The organism is Paraburkholderia sp. RL17-373-BIF-A, assembly GCF_046030175.1.
Classification (GTDB): Bacteria; Pseudomonadota; Gammaproteobacteria; order Burkholderiales; family Burkholderiaceae; genus Paraburkholderia.
Window position 1 is genome coordinate 17,499 of the sequence record NZ_JARESO010000004.1, and the last position, 20,192, is coordinate 37,690.

Genomic DNA, 20,192 nt, shown 5'->3' on the forward strand with positions numbered 1-20,192 from the left:
CCATTGCTTCATGGCGCGGCATTCATACGGAGCGCTCCCTGGACAAGGGCGATGAACGCTGATCGTTCGATGCATCACTGGGCGGCCCGTTTAGCGTCGCGTCCAGTTCCGGTGCGCTCGACACCTGGCGCAATTCGTCGGCGATGATCGACACCAGCGCATCCGCCGCGGCGCTCAACGGGCGGCGCGGATGGCTCACACACACGATATGCCGCACGATGCGCGGCGCGAGGATCGGATAAGCGCGCAGGCTGCCCAGGCGCACCGCGCGCTGCACGGCGATACGCGGCAGGATGGTCGCGAAGTGCGTGCTTTCCACCAGCTTCACGATCGTGCTCAACACGTCGATCTCGAAGCGCGGCGCGAGCAGCACGTCTTCATGTTGCGCGGCTGTATCGAGCACGCCGCGCAAGCCGTGGCGCTTGGTCGGCAACACCAGCTCCAGTTCGGGCAGTTGCGCGAGTTCGATCGCATGCGGCAACTCGGGGCCGTGCTCGGCGCTCGTCACCAGCACCATTTCCTCGTCGAGCAAGGGCTGCGCGTCGAGCGAGAGACGTGCGCGCGGTTTGTTGATCAGCGCCGCGTCGAGCTGACCGCCCGCCACCCAGTCGATGAAGGTCGCGCTGTAGCCGTCCGCCACGGTCACCTCGACATGCGGGTAGCGCGCGTGGAAACGCGACAGCGCGTCGGCCAGCACGCTTTCCGTAACCGACGCGATCAGCCCGATCGACACATGGCCGGTCACCACCTCGTCGCGCTGCACGAGTTGCTGACGTGCATGCGCGAGATCGCGCATGATCGGTAGAAAGAGCCGATACATGAGCCGGCCGGCGGCAGTCGGCGCCATGCCGTGCGCGTTGCGCTCGAAGAGCTGCTGGTGCAGTTCGTCCTCGAGTTTGGCGATCTGCATGCTGAGCGCGGGCTGCACGATGTTCAGGCGTTTCGCCGCCCGCGTGACCGAACCGTCCTCGAAGAGCGCGATGAAATACTGGATTTGCCTAAGGTCCATGTTGGTATGAATAAAACATCAGCAAACATAATGAGAATGACGCGCCATATCAGATAAAGGCCAGCACCGTGTGCCGCGGACGCTCCCAAACCCTAAGCCGACGGTGGCGCATGCGCCCTCGCCCGCGCGGTGTCTATTGATATCCTGCCTACAATTACCTGTCATTGGTGCTAACACGCATATCATCGGGAATGATTCGACGCATCAATAATCAATATTAGAAGTTATACGCTGATCTCGTTACGCTTCCATCATCAACTGGCCGCCCGGTTCGGACATGAAGCCAGGCATTGATGGAGACGTAGATGAATACTCGCGATGCCGCATCGCACGGTACTTTTCACCTGACGTGGGCCCGCCCGTCCGCCGCGCTCACGCTGCGCGACTGGCTGGCGCATCTGGCGCGCACAGGCCGGGTCGCGACGATCGACAAGCCGGTCGCGCTCGAACACGAACTCGCCGCGATTGCAAAGCGGCTGGACGGCACGCAAGCCGCGTTCTTCACGAAGCCGGGCGGTCACGACGTACCGGTGGTCAGCGGTTTCATGTCGCGGCGCGCGTGGATCGCGGAAGCGATGGGCGTGGCCGAGGCCGATCTGCTGGCGCGCTTTCGCGACGCGGCCGATCAGCCGGTTCCTTCGAAGGAAATCCCGCGTGCCGAAGCGGCCTGCCAGCAGGTCGTGCATACCAGCGGCATCGATCTTCACAAGCAGCTGCCGATTCCTACGCATAGCGAGCACGACAACGGGCCGTACATCACCGCGGGTCTCGTGATTGCACGCAATCCGCGTACCGGCGTGCAGAACGTGTCCATCAACCGCATTCAGGTGCATGGACCCGATCGCATGGCGATCCTGCTGTTGCCGCGCCATCTGTATGCATTCCAGAAAGCCGCGGAAGAGGCGGGCGACGCGCTCGACGTCGCGATCGCCATCGGCGTCGATCCGTTGACGATGCTCGCCTCGCAAGCCATTTCCCCGATCGATTCCGACGAACTGGAAATCGCCGGTGCGCTGCACGGCGCGCCGCTGCCGGTGGTCAAGTGCGTGAGCAACGGCGTGAACGTGCCGGCCTTCGCGGAGATCGTGATCGAAGGGCGCATTCTGCCCAACGTGCGCGAACCGGAAGGTCCGTTCGGCGAATTTCCGAAGTACTACAGCGCTCAGGAAGCGCGTGAAGTGATCGAAGTCACCGCGGTGACGCATCGCGAGAAGCCGATCTTTCATACGATCGTGCCGGCGGAAATGGAGCATCTGCTGCTCGGCGCGATTCCGCGCGAGGCGACTTTGCTGGCGCATCTGCAACGTAGTCATCCCAATGTGAAGGACGTGCATCTCTCCGTGGGCGGCGTGTGCCGTTATCACCTGTGGGTGCAGTTCGAAAAGAAGCGCGAGGGCGAAGCGAAGAACGTGATTCTGTGCGCGTTCGGTGCGCACTACGACATCAAACAGGTGGTGGTGGTCGATACCGATGTCGACGTGCACGACCCGGCCGAAATCGAATGGGCGATTGCCACGCGTTTTCAGGCCGATCGCGGTCTGGTCGTGATCGAAGGCGCGCAAGGCTCGCCGCTCGATCCGTCGACCACCGTGGGTCAGCCGGAAGACGCGCCGCCGCATCTGCAAGGCGTGAGCGCGAAAATGGGACTCGACGCTACACGGCCGGTGGTGTACCCGTCGCACGTATTCACGCGGGTGCGCATTCCCGGTCAGGACACGGTGAATCTGGACGCGCTGATCGCCGCCGACAACGCCGCGTTCGACAGCTATCTGGGTGGCGCACATGGTTGAACACAAACGTGAGCGTATCGTCGTGGGCATATCCGGCGCGAGCGGCGCGCTGATCGGCGTGCGTCTGCTCGCCGCGTTGCGGCGCCTCGGCACGCACGAGACGCATCTGATCGTGTCGGCCTCCGGCGCGGTCACGGCGGCGCAGGAACTCGGCATGACGCGCGGCGATCTGGAGCGTCTCGCCGACGTGGTCTACAACGTGCGCGACATCGGCGCGGCCGTGGCGAGCGGTTCGTTCATCACGGCGGGCATGGTGATCACGCCGTGCTCGATGAAGACGCTCGCGGGCGTGGCCAACGGTTTCGCCGACAACCTGCTCACGCGCGCCGCCGATGTGATGCTCAAGGAGCGCCGCCGGCTCGTGCTGGTCGCGCGCGAAACGCCGCTCAATCTCGCGCATTTGCGCAACATGACTTCCGTCACCGAGATGGGCGGGATCGTCATGCCGCCGGTGCCCGCGTTCTATGCGCATCCCACGACCATCGAGGACGTGGTCGACCACACGGTGGGGCGGATTCTCGATCTGTTCGGTATCGAGCATCGCGAGATCGCGCAGCGCTGGAGCGGACTCGCCGACGAATTCGCGCAGCGCCGCGAATCGGGAGCGGACCAATGAATCGGCGCGACACGCTTCACGCAGGCGACACGGCGACGCAGGACCGCGAGCCGGAACTGGACAAGCGCCCGCAGCGTCATCTCGGCCGCCCGATGGAGCGTCTGGAAGATCCCGCGATTCTCACCGGTCGCGGCCGTTACGGCGACGACATCGGCATCCGGCCCGGCACGCTGCACGCCGCCATCCTGCGCTCGCCGCACGCGCATGCCGAACTGGTGTCGATCGACACGGATGCCGCCGCGAAACTGCCCGGCGTGCGCGCGATCCTGACACGCGACGACCTGCGCGCGTGGTCGCGGCCCTTCGTGGTCGGCGTGAAATCGCCGATGGAACAGTGGGCGCTGGCGATGGACCGCGTGCGCTATGTCGGCGAACCGGTGGCGGTGGTGCTGGCGCAATCGCGCGCCATCGCCGAAGACGCGCTCGATCTGCTCAAGGTCGAGTACGCGACGCTCGATCCGGTCACATCGATCGAACAGGCGGCAAGCGACCAGTCGCCGGTATTGCACGAGAAGGTCGGCAGCAACGTGATCAGCGACCGGCACTTCCGCTACGGCGAGCCGGAAGCGGCGTTCGAGAAAGCGCCGCATCGCGTGAAACTGGTCGCGCATTATCCGCGCAATAGCTGCGCGCCGATCGAATGCGGCGTGGTGATCGCGGAGTATCTGGCGGGCGATGAAGGCTACGACGTCACGTCGAATTTCATGGGCCCGTTCTCGCTGCACGCGGTGATGGCGATGGCGCTGAACGTGCCCGCCAACCGTTTGCGTCACAAGGCGCCGCGTGATTCGGGCGGCAGCTTCGGCGTGAAGCAGGCAGTGTTTCCGTACGTTGTGCTGATGTGTCTCGCCTCGCGCAAGGCGGGTGCGCCGGTGAAATGGGTCGAAGACCGGCTCGAACATTTGAGCGCGGCCACTTCCGCGACCGCGCGCGTATCGACACTCGAAGCGGCGGTGGAAAACGACGGCCGCATCACGGCGCTCTCCTACGATCAACTCGAAGACTGCGGCGGCTATCTGCGCGCGCCGGAACCGGCCACGTTCTATCGCATGCATGGCTGCCTGACCGGCGCGTATGCGATCGACAATCTGCTGGTGCGCAACCGCGTCGTGCTGACCAACAAGACGCCGACGGGGTTAGTGCGCGGCTTCGGCGGACCGCAGGTGTACTTCGCGCTCGAACGGCTGATGCAGCGCATCGCGCTCGAACTGAAGCTCGATGTGCTCGATGTGTACCGCCGCAATTTCGTCGCCGCCGATGCGTTCCCGTATCGCGCCGCGGCCGGCGCGCTGCTCGACTCGGGCAACTATCAGGAAGCGCTGCGCCGCGCGCTGGCCGACGGCGGCTATGACGAACTGCATGCGCGTCGCGAGGCGGCACGCAAGGAAGGACGTCTGTACGGCATTGGCTTTGCGGCGATCGTCGAACCGTCGGTGTCGAACATGGGCTACATCACGACAGTAATGCCCGCCGACGCGCGCAAAAAAGCCGGACCGAAGAGCGGCGCGATCGCGAGCGCGACGGTGAGCGTCGATCTGCTCGGCGGCGTAGTGGTGACGATTGCGTCGACGCCCGCGGGCCAGGGGCATATGACGGTGTGCGCGCAAGTCGTCGCGGACGTGCTCGGTGTCTCGCCGCACGATGTCGTCGTCAATGTCGAATTCGATACACACAAGGATGCGTGGTCGGTGGCGGCGGGCAATTATTCGAGCCGCTTTGCCGGTGCGGTGGCGGGCACGGTGCATCTGGCGGCGGTGCGCGTACGAGACAAGATCGCGCGCATCGTGTCGAAACAATTGGGCTGCGCGCCGGACGATGTCCGTTTTGAAGAAGGCCGCATCTTTGCAAAGGGCGCCGAGGATCGCGCGCAGCCGTTCGGCCGCGTCGCCGCCAATGCGCCGCATTGGGCGCCCGCGCTGTTGCCCGAGGGCGAAGAACCCGGTCTGCGCGAGACGGTGTTCTGGAATCCGCCGAACATGGCGGCGCCGGACGAGAACGATCGCGTCAACACATCGGCGGCCTACGGCTTTGCGTTCGACATGTGCGGGGTCGAAGTGGATCGCGCCACCGGCCGTGTGCGGATCGACCGCTACGTCACCGCGCACGACGCCGGCACGCTGCTGAACCCCGCGCTCGCCGACGGCCAGATTCGCGGCGCCTTCGCGCAAGGACTCGGCGCGGCGTTGATGGAGGAATTCCGCTACGGCGCGGACGGCAGCTTCCAGTCCGGCACGCTCGCCGACTATCTGATGCCCACCACTTGCGAAGTGCCCGATCCGGTGATCGTGCATCTGGAGACGCCGTCGCCGTTCACGCCGCTCGGTGCGAAAGGACTCGGCGAGGGCAACAACATGAGCACGCCGCCGTGCATCGCGAATGCGGTGGCGGACGCGCTCGGCGTCGACGATATCCGTTTGCCGCTGACGCCTTCGAAAGTGATGGCGCTGATCGGCATCGACGATCCCGCGCCGTCGCGTCCCGAGTTGCGTGAAGCCGCAGCGGCCAAACCGGCGCTGCCGGGCGGCGGCAAGGCGCTTACCGCGCAGGGCAGCGTCGATCTGCCGGCGTCGCCGGAAGCGATTTTTGCCGTGCTGCTCGATCCGAACGCGCTCGCCAAGGTCATTCCCGGCTGCCATGCGCTCGAAGCCGAAGGCACGAATCAGTATCGCGCCGACGTGACGGTCGGCGTCGGCATGATCAAGGCACGTTTCGAAGCGAAGATCGGCCTGTCGGAAATCGACGCGCCGCATCGGCTGCGTTTGGCTGGCGCGGGCATGTCGTCGCTCGGCAGCGCGCGCGGCAGCGGCCTCGTCGAATTGACGCCGATTGAAAACGGCACGCGTCTTTCGTACGACTACGAAGCCCAGGTGTCGGGCAAGGTCGCGGCGGTCGGCGGGCGCATGCTCGAAGGCGCGGCCAAGGTCGTGTTGCGGCAACTGTTCGAATCGCTCGGCCGTCAGGCGGCGGGCAAGCCGGGTCAAACCGGTGGCTCGTGGCTCTCGCGCCTCTTCGCCCGTTTCAGGAGACAGGCATGAAACCCGCGCCGTTCGATTATTTGCGCGCCATGACCACTCAGCATGCGCTCGACGCCCTCGCGCAAAGCGGCGAGGACGCACGCGTGCTGGCCGGCGGCCAGTCGTTGATGGCGGTGCTGAACATGCGGCTCGCGCAGCCGCGCATGCTGATCGACATCTCGCGCACCGACGAACTGAACTCGGTGCGTGTCGATCACAAGGCGGGCTTGCTGGTGGTGGGCGCGGCGGCGACGCAGGGCAGCGTCGAGTGGCGTGCATCTCTGCGCGACGAAGTGCCGTTGCTGGCGATGGCGTTCCCGCACATCTCGCACTTCCAGATCCGCAATCGCGGCACGGTGTGCGGTTCGATAGCGCACGCCGACCCGAGCGCGGAACTGCCGCTGGTGCTGGCCGCGCTCGGCGGCGACGTGATGCTGCGCTCGAAAAAGAAACATCGCGTGCTGCCCGCCGCCGAGTTTTTTCAAGGCATGTTGATGACCGCGCGCGAGCCGGATGAACTCGTCGAAGCCGTGCGCTTTCCGCTGAAGCGGCCGGGCGAACGCTACGGCTTCACGGAATTCTCCGCGCGCCACGGCGACTTCGCGATGGTTGCTTGCGCGGCCGTCGTGACGAGCGATTCGATCCGCCTCGCGGTGGGCGGCGTCGCGGACCGGCCGGTGGTCGAGCAATGGCCGCGTCTGCGTGACGAGGATCTGCGCAGCGCATTGAACGATTTGAGCTGGAAGCTGGGCGCGCAGGACGACGCGCATATCAGCGCGGCGTATCGCCGGCATCTGGTCCGGCAACTCGGATGGCGCATAATCGAGGAGGCGAAGTGAGCAACACATCGAACGGCAACGTCGTGCACGTGATGCGGCAGGGCGAACGGCAATGCGTCACGCTGACGCTCAATGGCCGTGAACGCAGCGGCTATTGCGAGTCGCGCGAACTGCTATCGGATTTCATCCGTCACGAACTGGGCGCGACCGGCACGCACGTCGGCTGCGAGCACGGCGTGTGCGGCGCGTGCACGGTGCACGTCGACGGCGTGGCGGGACGCTCGTGCCTGATGCTGGCGGTGCAGGCGCAGGGACGCTGCATCGACACCGTGGAGGGACTCGCGTCCGACATGAAACTCGGAGACTTGCAGCAGGCGTTCCAGCGTCACCACGCGTTGCAGTGCGGCTTCTGCACGGCCGGAATTCTGATGTCGTGCGCGGACTATCTGCAGCGCGTGCCCGATCCGAGCGAAGCGCAGGTGCGCGACATGCTCTCGGGCCATCTGTGCCGCTGTACGGGCTATACGCCGATCGTCGCCGCGGTGCTCGACGTGGCTTCGCGGCGCCGGCAAGGCAAGACGGCTGGCGAGACCGTGGAGGCCGCTCATGCTTGACCTCGGCCGAACCTTTCTGCAGAGCGTGGAACGCAGCCCCGATGCACTCGCGCTCGTCGACGGTGAGTTGACGCTGACATATGCGCAGTGGCATCGACTGATCATGAAGGTGGCCGAAGGTCTGCGCGGCCTGGGCCTCGCGCATGGCGACCGCTTGCTGGTGGTGCTGCAAAACCGCTGGGAAATGGCGACCTTGCATTGGGCCTGCCAGTTCACGGGCGTGGTGATCGTGCCGCTGAACTGGCGTGCGAAACCCGATGAACTCGAATACTGCGTGACCGATGCCGGTGTGAAGGCCATCGTGTACGAACCGGTTTGCGCCGATGCCGTCGCGCAGAGTCCCGCAGCGCAACGTCTGCCGCGTATCGGTCTCGATGACGCGCAGGGCCGCACCGCGAGCTTCGAAACACTGATGGCGCACAGCACGCCGGACGCGCTGAACGCCGGGCACACCTGCGCGAATGCCGACGACTACTCGCTGATTCTCTACACCTCGGGCACCACCGGCAAGGCGAAGGGCGTGCCGCGCCGTCATCGTCATGAACGCGCCGCCGCGCTCGCGCATGTCGCGCAGAATCTGTATGGCCACGGCGAGCGCACGCTCGGCGTGATGCCGCTTTATCACACGATGGGCGTGCGCTCGCTGCTCTCGATGGCACTCGTGGACGGCCTGTTCGTCTGCGTGCGCCGCTGGAATGCGCGCTTCGCACTCGATGCGATTGCGCAGCACAAGCTCACGTGTCTCTATCTGGTGCCGACGCTGTATCACGATCTGCTGGCCGATCCGGCTTTCGCGTCGATCAATACGTCGACGGTGAAGAAGCTCGGTTTTGCCGGCGCGCCGATGAACGACGGTTTGCTCAAGCGCCTCTCGGCGGCGTTCGAACCGGAACTGTTCGTCAATCACTACGGCTCGTCCGAGGTCTACACCTTCAGCATCGATCAGGACGCCACGCGCAAGCCGGGCAGTGCGGGGCGCGCGGGCATCAACACGCGTTTGCGCGTCGTCAGGCTCGACGCCCACACGCCCGAAGACCTCGCGCAAGTGGGCGAGGAAGGCCAGATCATCGCCGACCTGCTCGGCGACGAAGCCTTCGAAGGTTACTGGAACCGTCCCGATGCGAACGCCAAATCATTGCGCGACGGCTGGTATTTCACGGGCGACACCGGTTTCTTCGACGCGCAAGGCGACCTGTACGTGTCGGGCCGCGTCGACGACATGATCATCAGCGGCGGCGAGAACATCTCGCCGGTCGATATTGAGTCGGTGCTGTCGCTGCATCCCGCGGTCGACGAAGTCGCGGTGGCCGGCGTTAAGGACGAGCGCTGGGGCCAGCGCGTGGTCGCCTTCGTCAAGCGCCGCGATTACGTCGACGCCGACACGCTCGATGCGCACTGCCGCACCTCCGACCTCGTCAACTTCAAGCGTCCGCGCGAATACGTGTTCGTCGACGACATACCGAAGTCGCCGGTCGGCAAGATCCTGCGCCGCAAGCTGTCCGCGGGCGAGTACCAACGCGACACACGCGGCGAATCCATTGCACCTCACACGGAAACCACCAAGGAGTAACCTCATGACCGACCTGACCCACCGCGGCCAGAGCCTGCTGCAAGATCTCGACGGCTTTTCCATCGAGATCGACGCGCAACGCGAGCGGGCCGACATCATCCTGCACCGGCCGCCGCTGAACGTGATTTCGATGCATGCGCGCGACCAGTTGCGCGCGGCTTTCGAGGCGCTCGACGAAGATCCGCGCGTGCGCGTGATCGTGGTGCGCGCCAAGGGCGAGCACTTTTCGAGCGGCGGCGACATCAAGGGCTTTCTCGAAGCATCGCCGGAAACCGTGTCGAAGCTTGCCTGGAATATCGCCGCGCCCGCGCGCTGCTCGAAGCCGGTGATCGCCGCCAACCGCGGCTTCTGTTTCGGCGTGGGCTTCGAACTGTCGCTCGCGTGCGACTTCCGCATTGCCACCGACACCACTTTTTACGCGCTGCCGGAACAGAAGCTCGGCCAGATTCCGGGGTCGGGCGGCTCGGCCCGTTTGCAGCAGATGGTCGGCATCGGCCGCACCAAGGACATCGTGATGCGCTCGCGCCGCATTCCGGGCAAGCAGGCCTACGAGTGGGGCATCGCGGTCGAGTGCGTGGCCGACTCGGAACTCGAAGCCACGACCGACGCGCTGGTGGACGAGCTGCGCGCGTTCTCGCCGCTCGCGCAACGCACCGCGAAGAAGCTGCTCAACGACACCGAGGACGCGCCGCTGTCGATCGCGATCGAACTCGAAGGGCACTGCTATAGCCGTCTGCGCACTTCCGACGATTTCCGCGAAGGCGTCGAGGCATTTCACGGCAAACGCAAGCCGGTGTTTCGCGGAAGTTAATGCGACCGCCGCACGACGGCGAATGGGAAGACAGCGGCCAGGTTGCATGGGATCGGAGTAAGCGCTAAAGCGCTAACTCCGGTCGACAAAGGAGACAGGGGGATGGAGCGTTTCTTCACGCGGGGTCAACGCATGTCCGCGCTGCTGGCCGAGTCGGGCGCGCTCGAAGACTTCATTGTCCCGGCTATCACGATGGCCGAAAAAATCGCCGACGCGATGCTCGCGCGGCGCGAGGCAAACGCAGCATCGAATACGGCGCCGCTCACCGCGGCCTCGCCATAAGGTTTCTTAACACCACCAAGAGCGCGCGCAAGAGAGCGTGCCTACAAACGCGGACGATCGAGAGACGGCCCGCTGACAGTCAAGGAGATGACGATGTCCGTAGCAGCGCAAAATGGCGCCGCCTTGCCCGCGGTAGACCAGCGGCAAGTGATGGGTGCGGTAATGGCCTCGTGCCTCGGCTGGGCACTGGATCTGTTCGATCTGTTCGTGTTGCTGTTCGTCGCGCCGGTGGTGGGGCGGCTGTTCTTCCCGTCCGAACACGCGATGCTCTCGCTCGCCGCGGTTTATGCGTCGTTTGCCGTGACGCTGCTGATGCGCCCGCTCGGCTCGGCATGGTTCGGCTCCTATGCGGATCGCCACGGACGCAAGGGCGCGATGATCATCGCGGTGGTCGGCGTCGGTCTTTCCACGGCCGCGTTCGGCGTGCTGCCGACCGTCATGCAGGTGGGCCTCGCCGCGCCGATCCTGTTCCTCGTGTTGCGCCTCGTGCAGGGCGTGTTCGTGGGCGGCGTGGTGGCGTCGACGCATACCATCGGCACGGAATCGGTCGCGCCGAAATATCGCGGCGCGGTGTCGGGGCTGATCGGCGGCGGCGGAGCAGGCCTCGGCGCGTTGCTCGCCTCGCTCACGTATCTGGCGATGTCGGCGCTGTTCCCCGGCCCATCGTTCGATGTGTGGGGCTGGCGCTGCATGTTCTTCACCGGCATCATCAGTTCGGTGCTCGGGCTGTTCGTTTTCAGCAGCCTCGAAGAGTCGCCGCTGTGGAAGAAGCTCGCCGCCGAGAAGGCCGCCAAGGCCGCGGCGCAGAAGCTCGATGCGCCCGTCGAAATCGTGCGCTCGCCGGTGCGCACGCTGTTTTCCCGCGACTATCGCTCGATTCTGTTCGTCAACCTGCTGCTGACCATCGGCGGCGGCAGCGGCTATTACCTGACCTCGGGCTATCTGCCGACCTTTCTCAAGGTGGTGAGCCACGCTCCGAACGGTGCCGCGGCGGCGATCCTGCTGATCTGCAGTGTGGCGGTGGTGATCGCGTCGGTTGCGGCGGGGCATCTGAGCACGTTCATCGGGCGCAAGAGCGCTTTCATCTGGCTCGGCCTGATTCGCCTGTTCGCGTTGCCCGCGCTGTTCCTGCTGCTGCCCACGGCGCAAAGCATCACGATGATCGGCGTGTACGCGGTGATTCTCAGCGCGCTTGGCAGTGCCGGCTACGCGCCGGTCCTGATCTTCCTGAACGAACGGTTTCCGACGGCGATTCGCGCGACCGGCACGGGGCTTTCCTGGAACATCGGCTTCGCGATCGGCGGGATAATGCCGACCGCCGTCTCCCTGGTGGCGAAAGACGCGAGCGAGTTGCCGATGACGCTGGCGATCTTCGTCGGGGCGATCAGCGTGATTTTCCTGATCGGCGCGTTCGTCGTGCCGGAAACGCGTGGGAGGCTTGAGGAGGGGCCCGTGCGCGAGGCGGTTTAGGTCGCGGGTTGGGCGGGTGGCCTGGCGACGTTTCAGCCGGCGGGGACACCGGTAGTCACACGCCGGATCTCCTCGCCGATGATATCGATCAGCGCATGCGCCGCCGGCCCGATCGGCCGCTTCGGATGGCTCACGCGGATGATGTGCCGCACGATCGGCGGCGACGCGATGGCGCGCGCGCACAGCACGCCTTCGTCGACCTTGCGCTGAACCACCACGCGCGGCAGGATCGTCGCGACGCCGCTCTGTTCGACGAACTGCACGATGGTGTTGAGCAGGTCGATCTCGAACTTCGGCTTGATGACCACGTCGGCGGCCAGCAGCGCCGCGTCCAGCACGCCGCGCAAGCCATTGCGGCGGGTCGGCAGCACCAGTTCGATGCCGGCCAGTTTCGCGAGATCGACGGTCGGCGGCAGGTCGGGGCCGAGCGCGGCGCTCGTCACCAGCACCATTTCCTCGTCGAGCAACGGCACCACGTCGAGCGTGAGACGCCCGCGCGGCTTGTTGATGATGGCCGCATCCAGCCGGCCGGCTTCGACCGCGTCGATCAACTGCGCGCTGAAGCCGTCGGCAACCGACACTTCGACCTGCGGGAACATCGCGTTGAATCTGGCGAGCGACTCCGGCAGCACGCTTTCCGCCTCCGACGACACCATGCCGAGCGACACCCGCCCCGTGACGATCGCATCCTGCCGGCTCAACTGGTCGCGCGCCCGTTCGATGTCGCGCATGATCGGCGTGTACAGGCGATACATCTGGCGCGCCGCGTCGGTCGGCGTCATGCCGTGCGGCCCGCGTTCGAAGAGTTTCTGGCGCAATTCGGTTTCGAGCTTCGAAATCTGCATGCTGAGCGCGGGTTGGACGATATTGAGCCGTTTCGCCGCGCGCGTGACGGAGCCGTCTTCGAAAAGCGCGATGAAATACTGGATTTGCTTGAGGTCCATGAAGCGCGGGAGCGGGGCCGGGAAGGGACAAAAAGGGGGCGGAGACGGGGCCGGAAGGGGGCGGGAAGGGCCGCAAACATCGAGTTTAACCGTGCCGCGCCGAGCCTACAGGGTAACACTCGCGCAACCCCGCACGGAGCCCCGCGCGGCGCGGCTCGCGGCGTCGTCACGAGCGTGTTTCCTTACGCTGCTACAATCTCGTCTTTCTCGATTGATTGTGCGCTATGGGTTTCGAACAACTCGCTGAACTGAAGAAGCAATTGGCCGCGGCTCGCCGCGAGGCTGCGCCTGCCGCGAAGTCCGGCGCCAAGCCTGCTTCGAAGGACGCTTCCAAGCCCGCTAAGGACGCTTCCAAGCCTGCTGCAAAGGACGCGTCCAAGCCGGGCGCGAGGCCTGCCCGCAAGCCCGCGCCGCCGCGCCGTGCCGCGCCCGCAGCCGCGTCCGACGCCAAACCGGCGGTGGACGCGAAGCCCGTGGATCCGGTGGTGAAATCGATCGGGCGGCTGCAGAAGCGCTTCCCCATTGCCTTCCCGAAGAATCCGGCGCCCAAGCTGCCGCTCAAGGTCGGTATTTTCGAAGACCTGGTGGTGCACGCCAAGGACCTGTCGTTGAGCGAAGCGGAATTGCGCGACGCGATCAAGACGTGGTGCCGTGGCAGCCGCTACTGGAAATGTCTCGTGGAAGGCGCGGCTCGCGTCGATCTGACGGGCGCCGAGGCGGGCAAGGTCACGGCGCAGGAAGCCGCGGGCGCGCAGCGTCTGCAGGCGCATCGCGCAGCTAGGGGTGCGCAGAAGGCGGCAGCCGGTGCGGCGAGCGCGAATGCGAATGCGGCCGGCGAGACGGCCACGCAAGCGACGGCTGAAGTAGCCTCGCAAGCGTCCACCGAGACAGCCGCGGAGCCGAACGCTGAAGCGGCCACGCAAGCGCCCGCTGAAGCAACCACGCAGGCCACTGCCGAAGCAGCGAATGCGCCGGCCGAGGCCGCCACGGCTTCGCAGGACGGCGAAGCGAAGGCGTAAGGCGTAGGCCGGCTCGACGAGCCGGCCGGCTGATCGGTGACACCGCACACGAAAATGTGCAGGACACCGGGCACGAAACCGCGCCAGAAGGCTCCCACGCAGCTTCCGGCCGAACCGCCCAACTCACGTCACCCGAAAAGGGCAAAACCCGCCACCCCGCCTAGGGGTGGCTGCCTAGCCGCGACGCAGCCCCCAGCCGGCTGCGCACGAAGCCGACGTGTTCGCGCAGCACATAGAACGCGTCGGCGTAAGCGAGCGGCATGCGCAGCCGATTCAACGAATCCTCGATCTGATCCAGTTCCGCGAAGAGCCGCGCGCGCTCCTCGTCGGTCGAATCGGCGAGCGCACCGCGTTCGATCGCAATCAGCGAACCATAATAGCGATAGATACGCGAGCGCACCCGCCAGCGATAGAGCGCCGGAATCAGGCGCATGGCCGGGAACAGCAGCACGGCCATCGGCAGCAGCAGAACGAGCGTGCGGTCGCCGATGCTCGCCAGCCAGAACGGCAGCGTGCGATACAGAAAGCTTTTGCCCGTCTTGTAGTAGCGTTGCGCGTCTTCGCTGATCTGATATTCGCGCGCGACGGGACTCGGAAATTCCCCCGCGCGCTGCAACAGGCCCGGCATGCCATGCACTTCCTGCGCCGCTTCGATCAACAGATCGGAAATGGCCGGATGCAGCGTGGTACGGGCCACCAGCTCGACGGTCGGACTGATCAGATGCACCGTTTCGGGCGGAATCCTGCGCTTCAGATCCAGCACGCCGGCCGGCAGGTCGATCTGGTCCAGATAGGGAAAGAGACGCGTATACGCGTTCGCTTCGGCGAAGTTCATCACCGACACGCCGGGCACCTTGAGTAGGCGCAGCATCAGCCCGCGCGTGGCCGAGTCGCCGTTCAGGATCGCGGCGTCCACGTCACCCGCCACCAGTTGGGTGGCGGCCTGCATGCCGTCGCTCGGCACCAGCGTGGTGTCGCCACCCGGCTCGATGCCGTTCGCATCCAGCAGTTTGAGCGCCAGCAGCCGCGTGCCGCTGCCTTCGCGGCCCACCGCGACGCGTTTGCCTTCCAGTTGCGAAAGCTGGCTCAGGCCCGTGCCGCGATAGAACACCACCACAGGAATATAGAAAACGCTGCCGAGCGACATCAGCGACGACGTGTCGAGGCCGTCGGCGACGCCGCCTTGCACGAGCGCGACGTCGACGCGCTCTTTCGGGTCCAGCAGACGGTGCAGGTTCTGCACGGAGCCGTCGGACTCCAGCACGTTCAGCTTGATGCCGTTGCGGGCGAGAATTTTCTTGTACTGCTCGGCGGCGACGAGAAACGAGCTGTCGTGCGGACCGGCGCTCAGGGTGATCGTCTTGGGCGGCGCCGGATCGACCAGCCAGACGGCCAGCGTGACCATCAGGATGATGACCCCGGCCACGACGACATAGAGCAGGGTGTGGTCGCGCCACTCGGCATGCGGCTCTTCGCCAGGAAAGTGCGGGGGACGCGGGCGCTGCGCTTTCATGGACACTCCGTGCCGAGCCGGGATGATCGCATTGTCCACCGTCCGCGGTGGGTTTGGCGTCGGCAGTTTGCTCTATTGACCGGGCGGTCGCGAAGCTCTTGCCGGTTGGCGACGCGGGCCCTCCGCGCGGCTCCTTCGAAGACGTGCGCTGCATGCGTGGTGCATGAGTGAAATGCCCAACATAACTGCCGCATCAGGACCGGAATGCGGTATCGACCGTGGCATAATCCGCGACAGCTTCCTCATCGTGTCGCCGGGCGCATCGTGAGTCGTTTCTATCGGAAGATCGGCAGTTGGCTGGGATTGTTCGCGATCCTGATGGCCACGCTCGCTCCGACGATCTCGCACACGCTCGCCGCACGCAGCGATGAAAGCGGCATGTCAGCCGAGCATTGCGACATGCCGTCGATGGCGTCCATGGGTTCGATGGACTCGATGGACTCGATGCAGGACGACACGCTGGACGCGACATCGGTCACGTCGAGCGCGCCGGATCCAGCAGGCGACAAACACGCCGACCACACGGCCATGTCCGACGGCGACCTCTGCGGCTATTGCAGCCTGCTCGCCCACATGCCGGCCATGCCGAGCGTCGAGGCACTGTTCGTCGTCACCGTCCGCGCCGTGCAGCACACTGTCGCGACCCGCTTCGAGAGCGTGCGCCGCGTCGAACCGGTCACCTTCGCTCAACCCCGGGCACCTCCGTCCGCATCCTGATTCGAGTCACCACGGCGCGATGCATCGAATGCATCGCGGTTGCCGCCGCGCGTCCCTATCGGCTGCGCGCGCCGGCATTGTCACGACCCATGAAACAGGATGAATCATGCTTACCCACACAACGCCCCGCAGGCAACCGCTGCGCGCGGCGGCGCTTTTCGCGGCCACTGCCGGCGCATTGTTGTGCGCCCCTTCGCTTGCCGGCGCTCACGCGATTGCGGGCAACCGCGTCTTCCCGTCGACGATGGCCGTCGACGACCCCGGCGTCGGCGACGAAGCCAACCTTCAGTTCGGCCATCAACGCGTGCCGGGCGACAACGGCGACCAGAGCATCAACACCTTCGACTTCGAATACGACAAGCTGATCACACCTCGGCTCGCGGTGTCCGTCGACGGCACATATGCAATGCAGAACAATCCGCGGGCGCACGGCTTCGACAACTTCGGCGTTGGCTTGAAGTACCTGCTGTACGTCAACGACGCGCACGAATTCATGACCTCGGTCGGTGTGGATGCCGAACTCGGCGGCACGGGCAGCCGCGCGATCGCCGACAACTTTTCGACCATCTCGCCGACCATCTTTGCCGGCAAGGGCATGGGCGATCTGCCCGATTCGCTGGCGTATCTGCGGCCGATCGCCATCACGGGCGAAGCGGGACCGGCGCTGACCACCGGCGCGGGACAGCCAAACGCCTTCAATTACGGCTTCACCGTGCAGTACAGCTTGCCGTATCTGCAACAGCATGTGCGCGATGTCGGCCTGCCGCAGCCGTTCGCCAACCTGATTCCGCTGGTGGAAATTCCGCTATCGCGCAGCCAGGGGCAGACGACCGGCACGGTCAATCCGGGCTTTATCTGGATCAACCGTTATGGGCAGTTCGGCGTCGAGGCGCAAATCCCGATCAATCGTGCGAGCGGCTCGCATGTGGGCATTCTGGTGCAGGCGCATATTTTCTTCGACGATGTCGCGCCGACCACGATCGGCAAGCCGCTGTTCCAGTAACGCAGGAGAGTGATGATGAATGGCACGATGAAACGCCGCCGTTTGCGCGGCACTAACGCCGTGGCGAAACTGGCGGCGCTGTGCGGCGGCCTCGCGCTCGCGAGCGCGGCCTTCGCTCACGTGTTCCCTCAAAAGCAGGAGCCGGGAGCGGGCGCGACGGTGGCCTCGCCCGCGCAGGTGCGGGTGATTTTCGACGGGCCGCTCGAAGCGGCGTTCAGTTCGCTGACGGTGACCGACGCGAGCGGCAAGCAGGTCAACACGCAGAAGGCCGCGGTCGACGAGCATCAGCCGGCGCTCATCGCCGTGCCGCTGCCGCCGCTCGCGGCCGGTCACTACACGGTGCATTGGGTGGCCGTGGCGTCGGACGGACATCGCACGCATGGCGACTATGCGTTCAATGTGAAATAGCCTGAAGCGGTGATGCGCTGCGTCATCCATCGAGCGATGGCGCAGCGTGTGAAAAGGTCTATTATCGAAAAGACGCCTCGCGCGCCTGGCTGTGCAAAGCAGCCGCCTTCGCCTTCGCTCCGGGGAGAAGAACACATGACGGAGTTCGTGAAGGCGTTCCCGGCAGTGGTGCCCGGCCATCAGCGCCGGCGGATCGCGTGGCTCTACGCGTTGCTACTGACTTTTAATCTCGCGGCGTGGCTTGCGGCCTTCATGGCGTTTCGCGGCTATCCGCTGCTGATGGGCTCGTGTCTACTGGCTTACTCGCTCGGTTTGCGGCACGCCGTGGACGCGGACCACATTGCCGCCATCGACAACGTTACGCGCAAGCTCATGCAGTCCGGCCAGCGTCCGCTCACGGCAGGGCTGATGTTCTCGCTCGGCCACTCCACCATCGTCGTACTGGCCACGCTCGGCATTGCGGTCACCGCGATGGCCTTGCAAACCCGGCTGAGCGGATTCAGGGAAACGGGCGCCATGATCGGCACGCTCGTGTCGACGTTTTTCCTGTTCGCCATTGCGCTACTGAACCTCGTCGTGCTGCGCTCCGTGCTGCGTGCGTTTCGGCGCGTGCGCCGCGGCGAGCCCTACGTCGACGAAGATCTCGACATGCTGCTCGCCAATCGCGGTTTTCTCGCACGCCTCTTCCGGCCGCTGTTCCGCCTGATCACACGAAGCTGGCACATGTATCCGCTCGGCTTTCTGTTCGGCCTCGGTTTCGACACCGCGACCGAAGTCGGCTTGCTCGGCATTTCCGCGGCGGGCGCCGCGCAAGGCATGTCGATCTGGTCGATCCTCGTGTTCCCGGTGCTGTTTACGGCGGGCATGACGCTGATCGATACCACCGACAGTATCCTCATGCTGGGCGCTTACGGCTGGGCCTTCGTGAAGCCGGTCCGCAAGCTCTACTACAACCTCACCATCACGACGATTTCGGTGCTGGTGGCGTTGCTGGTCGGCAGCATCGAAGGGCTTGGGCTGGTAGCCGACAAGCTGCATCTGAATGGCGGATTCTGGCAGGCGGTGGCGGTTCTCAACGATAACTTCGGCATGCTCGGCTATGCGATCGTCGGCGTATTCGCGGCCGCCTGGTTATTGTCCGTGGCGGTCTACAAATGGCAGCGAATCGGGGAGATGGAGATCCGTTCCTGATTGGCGCGCCACGGCAGATCAGTTTGGCGCAAACCCTTAAGAGCTATCGTCAGAGAATTGAATAGAGCGTGTGGATGCGGCTATCGCGGCGCGCGAAGCTTCGCGAACAAGCTATGAAAATTGGGTTATTCCGAATCGCTGACCTATACTCGAAAAAGTTTTGCGGGCTCATTGCGGTGGGCACCATTCAAACGAAAACATGCAGCAAATCCGATCTTTTTAACCGCTCCCCACGCGGAAATTATCCCTGATCGATTGCTGGACACGTGACTGCCGTGCGGCGCTCGCCACGTATCTTTGTTTGTCCAAAAGAACGTGAACGTCGTGGAGACACATCATGGCAGAAGCAGACAACGTCCCCTATGGGCGCAAGACTCAGCACGCGCCGGCCCTCAAGGAAGTGCACATCATCTGGATCACCGCGGGCCTCGGCTGTGACGGCGATTCGGTCTCCATTACCGCCGCCACCCAGCCGAGTATCGAGGACGTGATACTCGGCGCGATTCCCGGCTTGCCGAAGGTCCATTTACACAATCCCGTGCTGGCGTATGAAAACGGCGACGAGTTTCTCAAGCCGTTTCATCAGGCCGCGCGTGGCGAGCTGGACAACTTCGTGCTGGTGATGGAAGGCTCGATACCCAATGAGCGGATCAATCGCGAGGGCTATTGGGCCGCCTTGGGCACCGACCCCGATACGGGCGACCCGATCACGATTCCGCAATGGCTCGACCGGCTTGCGCCGCGCGCCCTGGCGGTGGTCGGCGCGGGAACCTGCGCGACGTATGGCGGCATTCACGCGATGCAGGGCAACCCGACCGGCTGCATGGGTCTCGCCGATTATCTCGGCTGGGACTGGAAGTCGAAAGCGGGCCTGCCGATCGTCAACGTGCCGGGATGTCCGGTGCAGCCGGACAACTTCATGGAGACGCTGCTCTATCTGCTGTATCAGCTCGCGGGCCTCGCGCCCATGATTCCACTTGACGACGCGTTGCGGCCGAAGTGGCTGTTCACCCGCACCGTGCACGACGGTTGCGACCGGGCGGGTTCGTACGAGCAGGCGATCTTCGCGACCGAATACGGCAGCCCGAATTGCATCGTCAAGCTCGGTTGCTGGGGACCGGTCGTGCAATGCAACGTGCCCAAGCGCGGCTGGATGGCGGGCATCGGCGGCTGCCCGAACGTGGGCGGCATCTGCATCGGCTGCACGATGCCGGGCTTCCCAGACAAGTTCATGCCGTTCATGGACGAGCCGCCCGGCGCGGTGCTGTCGTCGAATCTGATCAGGAGCTATGGCCCGCTGATCCGCAGCTTGCGCAAGCTGACCAAAAACACGCTCAACGATGAGCCGAAATGGCGTCATAACCGTTCGGAACTCACCACCGGTTACCGTCGCTGAGCGGGCGGAATTCGCGTAGTCAGTGTCGTCAGCATAGTCAGCAGGA

18 protein-coding genes are annotated in these 20,192 nt (G+C 64.9%); 15 read left to right on the forward strand and 3 right to left on the reverse strand.

What is annotated here, in order from left to right:
* Positions 1 to 22: 22 nt before the first annotated feature.
* Positions 23 to 1,009 carry a LysR family transcriptional regulator gene (locus P0D80_RS05915; protein ID WP_408176521.1) on the reverse strand — a complete coding sequence of 329 codons (987 nt, stop codon included), beginning with the start codon at positions 1,007 to 1,009 and terminating at the stop codon, positions 23 to 25.
* A 305-nt stretch (positions 1,010 to 1,314) separates the two neighbouring features.
* Between P0D80_RS05915 and P0D80_RS05920 the strand changes: the two genes are divergently transcribed.
* The 9 genes from P0D80_RS05920 (at position 1,315) to P0D80_RS05960 (ending at position 11,955) form a co-directional block, all read left to right on the forward strand.
* Complete coding sequence (locus P0D80_RS05920) at positions 1,315 to 2,799, forward strand: UbiD family decarboxylase (RefSeq protein ID WP_408281998.1); 1,485 nt, start codon at positions 1,315 to 1,317, stop codon at positions 2,797 to 2,799.
* Positions 2,792 to 3,415, forward strand: a complete 624-nt coding sequence (locus P0D80_RS05925; protein WP_408176524.1) for a UbiX family flavin prenyltransferase — start codon at positions 2,792 to 2,794, stop codon at positions 3,413 to 3,415. Before P0D80_RS05920 ends, P0D80_RS05925 begins: the two co-directional genes overlap by 8 nt.
* Positions 3,412 to 6,450 (forward strand): xanthine dehydrogenase family protein molybdopterin-binding subunit, encoded by a 3,039-nt coding sequence (locus P0D80_RS05930; RefSeq protein WP_408282001.1) that lies wholly within the window; start codon positions 3,412 to 3,414, stop codon positions 6,448 to 6,450. Before P0D80_RS05925 ends, P0D80_RS05930 begins: the two co-directional genes overlap by 4 nt.
* On the forward strand, positions 6,447 to 7,268 hold the full coding sequence (locus P0D80_RS05935) for an FAD binding domain-containing protein (protein ID WP_408282004.1): 822 nt from the start codon (positions 6,447 to 6,449) through the stop codon (positions 7,266 to 7,268). Before P0D80_RS05930 ends, P0D80_RS05935 begins: the two co-directional genes overlap by 4 nt.
* 32 nt (positions 7,269 to 7,300) lie before the next feature.
* Positions 7,301 to 7,822 carry a (2Fe-2S)-binding protein gene (locus tag P0D80_RS05940; protein WP_408282482.1) on the forward strand — a complete coding sequence of 174 codons (522 nt, stop codon included), beginning with the start codon at positions 7,301 to 7,303 and terminating at the stop codon, positions 7,820 to 7,822.
* Complete coding sequence (locus tag P0D80_RS05945) at positions 7,815 to 9,392, forward strand: AMP-binding protein (protein WP_408282007.1); 1,578 nt, start codon at positions 7,815 to 7,817, stop codon at positions 9,390 to 9,392. The genes P0D80_RS05940 and P0D80_RS05945 overlap by 8 nt, the downstream gene beginning before the upstream one ends.
* 4 nt (positions 9,393 to 9,396) lie before the next feature.
* Positions 9,397 to 10,203 (forward strand): enoyl-CoA hydratase/isomerase family protein, encoded by an 807-nt coding sequence (locus P0D80_RS05950; RefSeq protein WP_310815005.1) that lies wholly within the window; start codon positions 9,397 to 9,399, stop codon positions 10,201 to 10,203.
* A gap of 102 nt (positions 10,204 to 10,305) precedes the next feature.
* Positions 10,306 to 10,485, forward strand: a complete 180-nt coding sequence (locus tag P0D80_RS05955; protein ID WP_408176530.1) for a hypothetical protein — start codon at positions 10,306 to 10,308, stop codon at positions 10,483 to 10,485.
* Positions 10,486 to 10,578: 93 nt separating this feature from the next.
* Positions 10,579 to 11,955 (forward strand): MFS transporter, encoded by a 1,377-nt coding sequence (locus P0D80_RS05960; protein ID WP_408282010.1) that lies wholly within the window; start codon positions 10,579 to 10,581, stop codon positions 11,953 to 11,955.
* A gap of 32 nt (positions 11,956 to 11,987) precedes the next feature.
* Here the strand turns inward: P0D80_RS05960 and P0D80_RS05965 are convergent, their stop codons facing one another.
* Positions 11,988 to 12,899: a LysR family transcriptional regulator gene (locus P0D80_RS05965; RefSeq protein ID WP_132374310.1), complete on the reverse strand. Its 912-nt coding sequence runs from the start codon at positions 12,897 to 12,899 to the stop codon at positions 11,988 to 11,990.
* A gap of 224 nt (positions 12,900 to 13,123) precedes the next feature.
* Here P0D80_RS05965 and P0D80_RS05970 point away from each other — a divergent pair, with 224 nt between their 5' ends.
* Positions 13,124 to 13,918 carry a ProQ/FinO family protein gene (locus P0D80_RS05970; protein WP_408282013.1) on the forward strand — a complete coding sequence of 265 codons (795 nt, stop codon included), beginning with the start codon at positions 13,124 to 13,126 and terminating at the stop codon, positions 13,916 to 13,918.
* A 160-nt stretch (positions 13,919 to 14,078) separates the two neighbouring features.
* On the opposite strand, the gene P0D80_RS05975 is transcribed toward P0D80_RS05970, so the two are convergent.
* Positions 14,079 to 15,431 (reverse strand): TAXI family TRAP transporter solute-binding subunit, encoded by a 1,353-nt coding sequence (locus tag P0D80_RS05975; protein WP_132374312.1) that lies wholly within the window; start codon positions 15,429 to 15,431, stop codon positions 14,079 to 14,081.
* A gap of 264 nt (positions 15,432 to 15,695) precedes the next feature.
* Here P0D80_RS05975 and P0D80_RS05980 point away from each other — a divergent pair, with 264 nt between their 5' ends.
* The 5 genes from P0D80_RS05980 (at position 15,696) to P0D80_RS06000 (ending at position 20,146) form a co-directional block, all read left to right on the forward strand.
* The gene (locus P0D80_RS05980) at positions 15,696 to 16,148 is read left to right on the forward strand and encodes a DUF2946 domain-containing protein (protein WP_408282016.1); all 453 of its coding nucleotides are present in this window, start codon (positions 15,696 to 15,698) and stop codon (positions 16,146 to 16,148) included.
* A gap of 106 nt (positions 16,149 to 16,254) precedes the next feature.
* Positions 16,255 to 17,151: a hypothetical protein gene (locus P0D80_RS05985; protein ID WP_408282019.1), complete on the forward strand. Its 897-nt coding sequence runs from the start codon at positions 16,255 to 16,257 to the stop codon at positions 17,149 to 17,151.
* Positions 17,152 to 17,166: 15 nt separating this feature from the next.
* Positions 17,167 to 17,559: a copper resistance CopC family protein gene (locus P0D80_RS05990; RefSeq protein WP_408282021.1), complete on the forward strand. Its 393-nt coding sequence runs from the start codon at positions 17,167 to 17,169 to the stop codon at positions 17,557 to 17,559.
* 135 nt (positions 17,560 to 17,694) lie between these two features.
* Complete coding sequence (locus tag P0D80_RS05995; RefSeq protein WP_408282024.1) at positions 17,695 to 18,750, forward strand: HoxN/HupN/NixA family nickel/cobalt transporter; 1,056 nt, start codon at positions 17,695 to 17,697, stop codon at positions 18,748 to 18,750.
* Between the two features lie 337 nt (positions 18,751 to 19,087).
* The gene (locus P0D80_RS06000; protein ID WP_132374316.1) at positions 19,088 to 20,146 is read left to right on the forward strand and encodes an NADH-quinone oxidoreductase subunit B family protein; all 1,059 of its coding nucleotides are present in this window, start codon (positions 19,088 to 19,090) and stop codon (positions 20,144 to 20,146) included.
* The last annotated feature ends 46 nt before the right edge of the window (positions 20,147 to 20,192 follow it).

Bases quoted from the DNA above. Each gene is read 5' to 3' on its own strand.
- P0D80_RS05915 (WP_408176521.1), bottom strand. From the start codon at position 1,009: ATGGACCTTAGGCAAATCCAGTATTTCATCGCGCTCTTCGAGGACGGT.
- P0D80_RS05920 (WP_408281998.1), top strand. From the start codon at position 1,315: ATGAATACTCGCGATGCCGCATCGCACGGTACTTTTCACCTGACGTGG.
- P0D80_RS05925 (WP_408176524.1), top strand. From the start codon at position 2,792: ATGGTTGAACACAAACGTGAGCGTATCGTCGTGGGCATATCCGGCGCG.
- P0D80_RS05930 (WP_408282001.1), top strand. From the start codon at position 3,412: ATGAATCGGCGCGACACGCTTCACGCAGGCGACACGGCGACGCAGGAC.
- P0D80_RS05935 (WP_408282004.1), top strand. From the start codon at position 6,447: ATGAAACCCGCGCCGTTCGATTATTTGCGCGCCATGACCACTCAGCAT.
- P0D80_RS05940 (WP_408282482.1), top strand. From the start codon at position 7,301: ATGCGGCAGGGCGAACGGCAATGCGTCACGCTGACGCTCAATGGCCGT.
- P0D80_RS05945 (WP_408282007.1), top strand. From the start codon at position 7,815: ATGCTTGACCTCGGCCGAACCTTTCTGCAGAGCGTGGAACGCAGCCCC.
- P0D80_RS05950 (WP_310815005.1), top strand. From the start codon at position 9,397: ATGACCGACCTGACCCACCGCGGCCAGAGCCTGCTGCAAGATCTCGAC.
- P0D80_RS05955 (WP_408176530.1), top strand. From the start codon at position 10,306: ATGGAGCGTTTCTTCACGCGGGGTCAACGCATGTCCGCGCTGCTGGCC.
- P0D80_RS05960 (WP_408282010.1), top strand. From the start codon at position 10,579: ATGTCCGTAGCAGCGCAAAATGGCGCCGCCTTGCCCGCGGTAGACCAG.
- P0D80_RS05965 (WP_132374310.1), bottom strand. From the start codon at position 12,899: ATGGACCTCAAGCAAATCCAGTATTTCATCGCGCTTTTCGAAGACGGC.
- P0D80_RS05970 (WP_408282013.1), top strand. From the start codon at position 13,124: ATGGGTTTCGAACAACTCGCTGAACTGAAGAAGCAATTGGCCGCGGCT.
- P0D80_RS05975 (WP_132374312.1), bottom strand. From the start codon at position 15,431: ATGAAAGCGCAGCGCCCGCGTCCCCCGCACTTTCCTGGCGAAGAGCCG.
- P0D80_RS05985 (WP_408282019.1), top strand. From the start codon at position 16,255: ATGCTTACCCACACAACGCCCCGCAGGCAACCGCTGCGCGCGGCGGCG.
- P0D80_RS05990 (WP_408282021.1), top strand. From the start codon at position 17,167: ATGAATGGCACGATGAAACGCCGCCGTTTGCGCGGCACTAACGCCGTG.
- P0D80_RS05995 (WP_408282024.1), top strand. From the start codon at position 17,695: ATGACGGAGTTCGTGAAGGCGTTCCCGGCAGTGGTGCCCGGCCATCAG.
- P0D80_RS06000 (WP_132374316.1), top strand. From the start codon at position 19,088: ATGGCAGAAGCAGACAACGTCCCCTATGGGCGCAAGACTCAGCACGCG.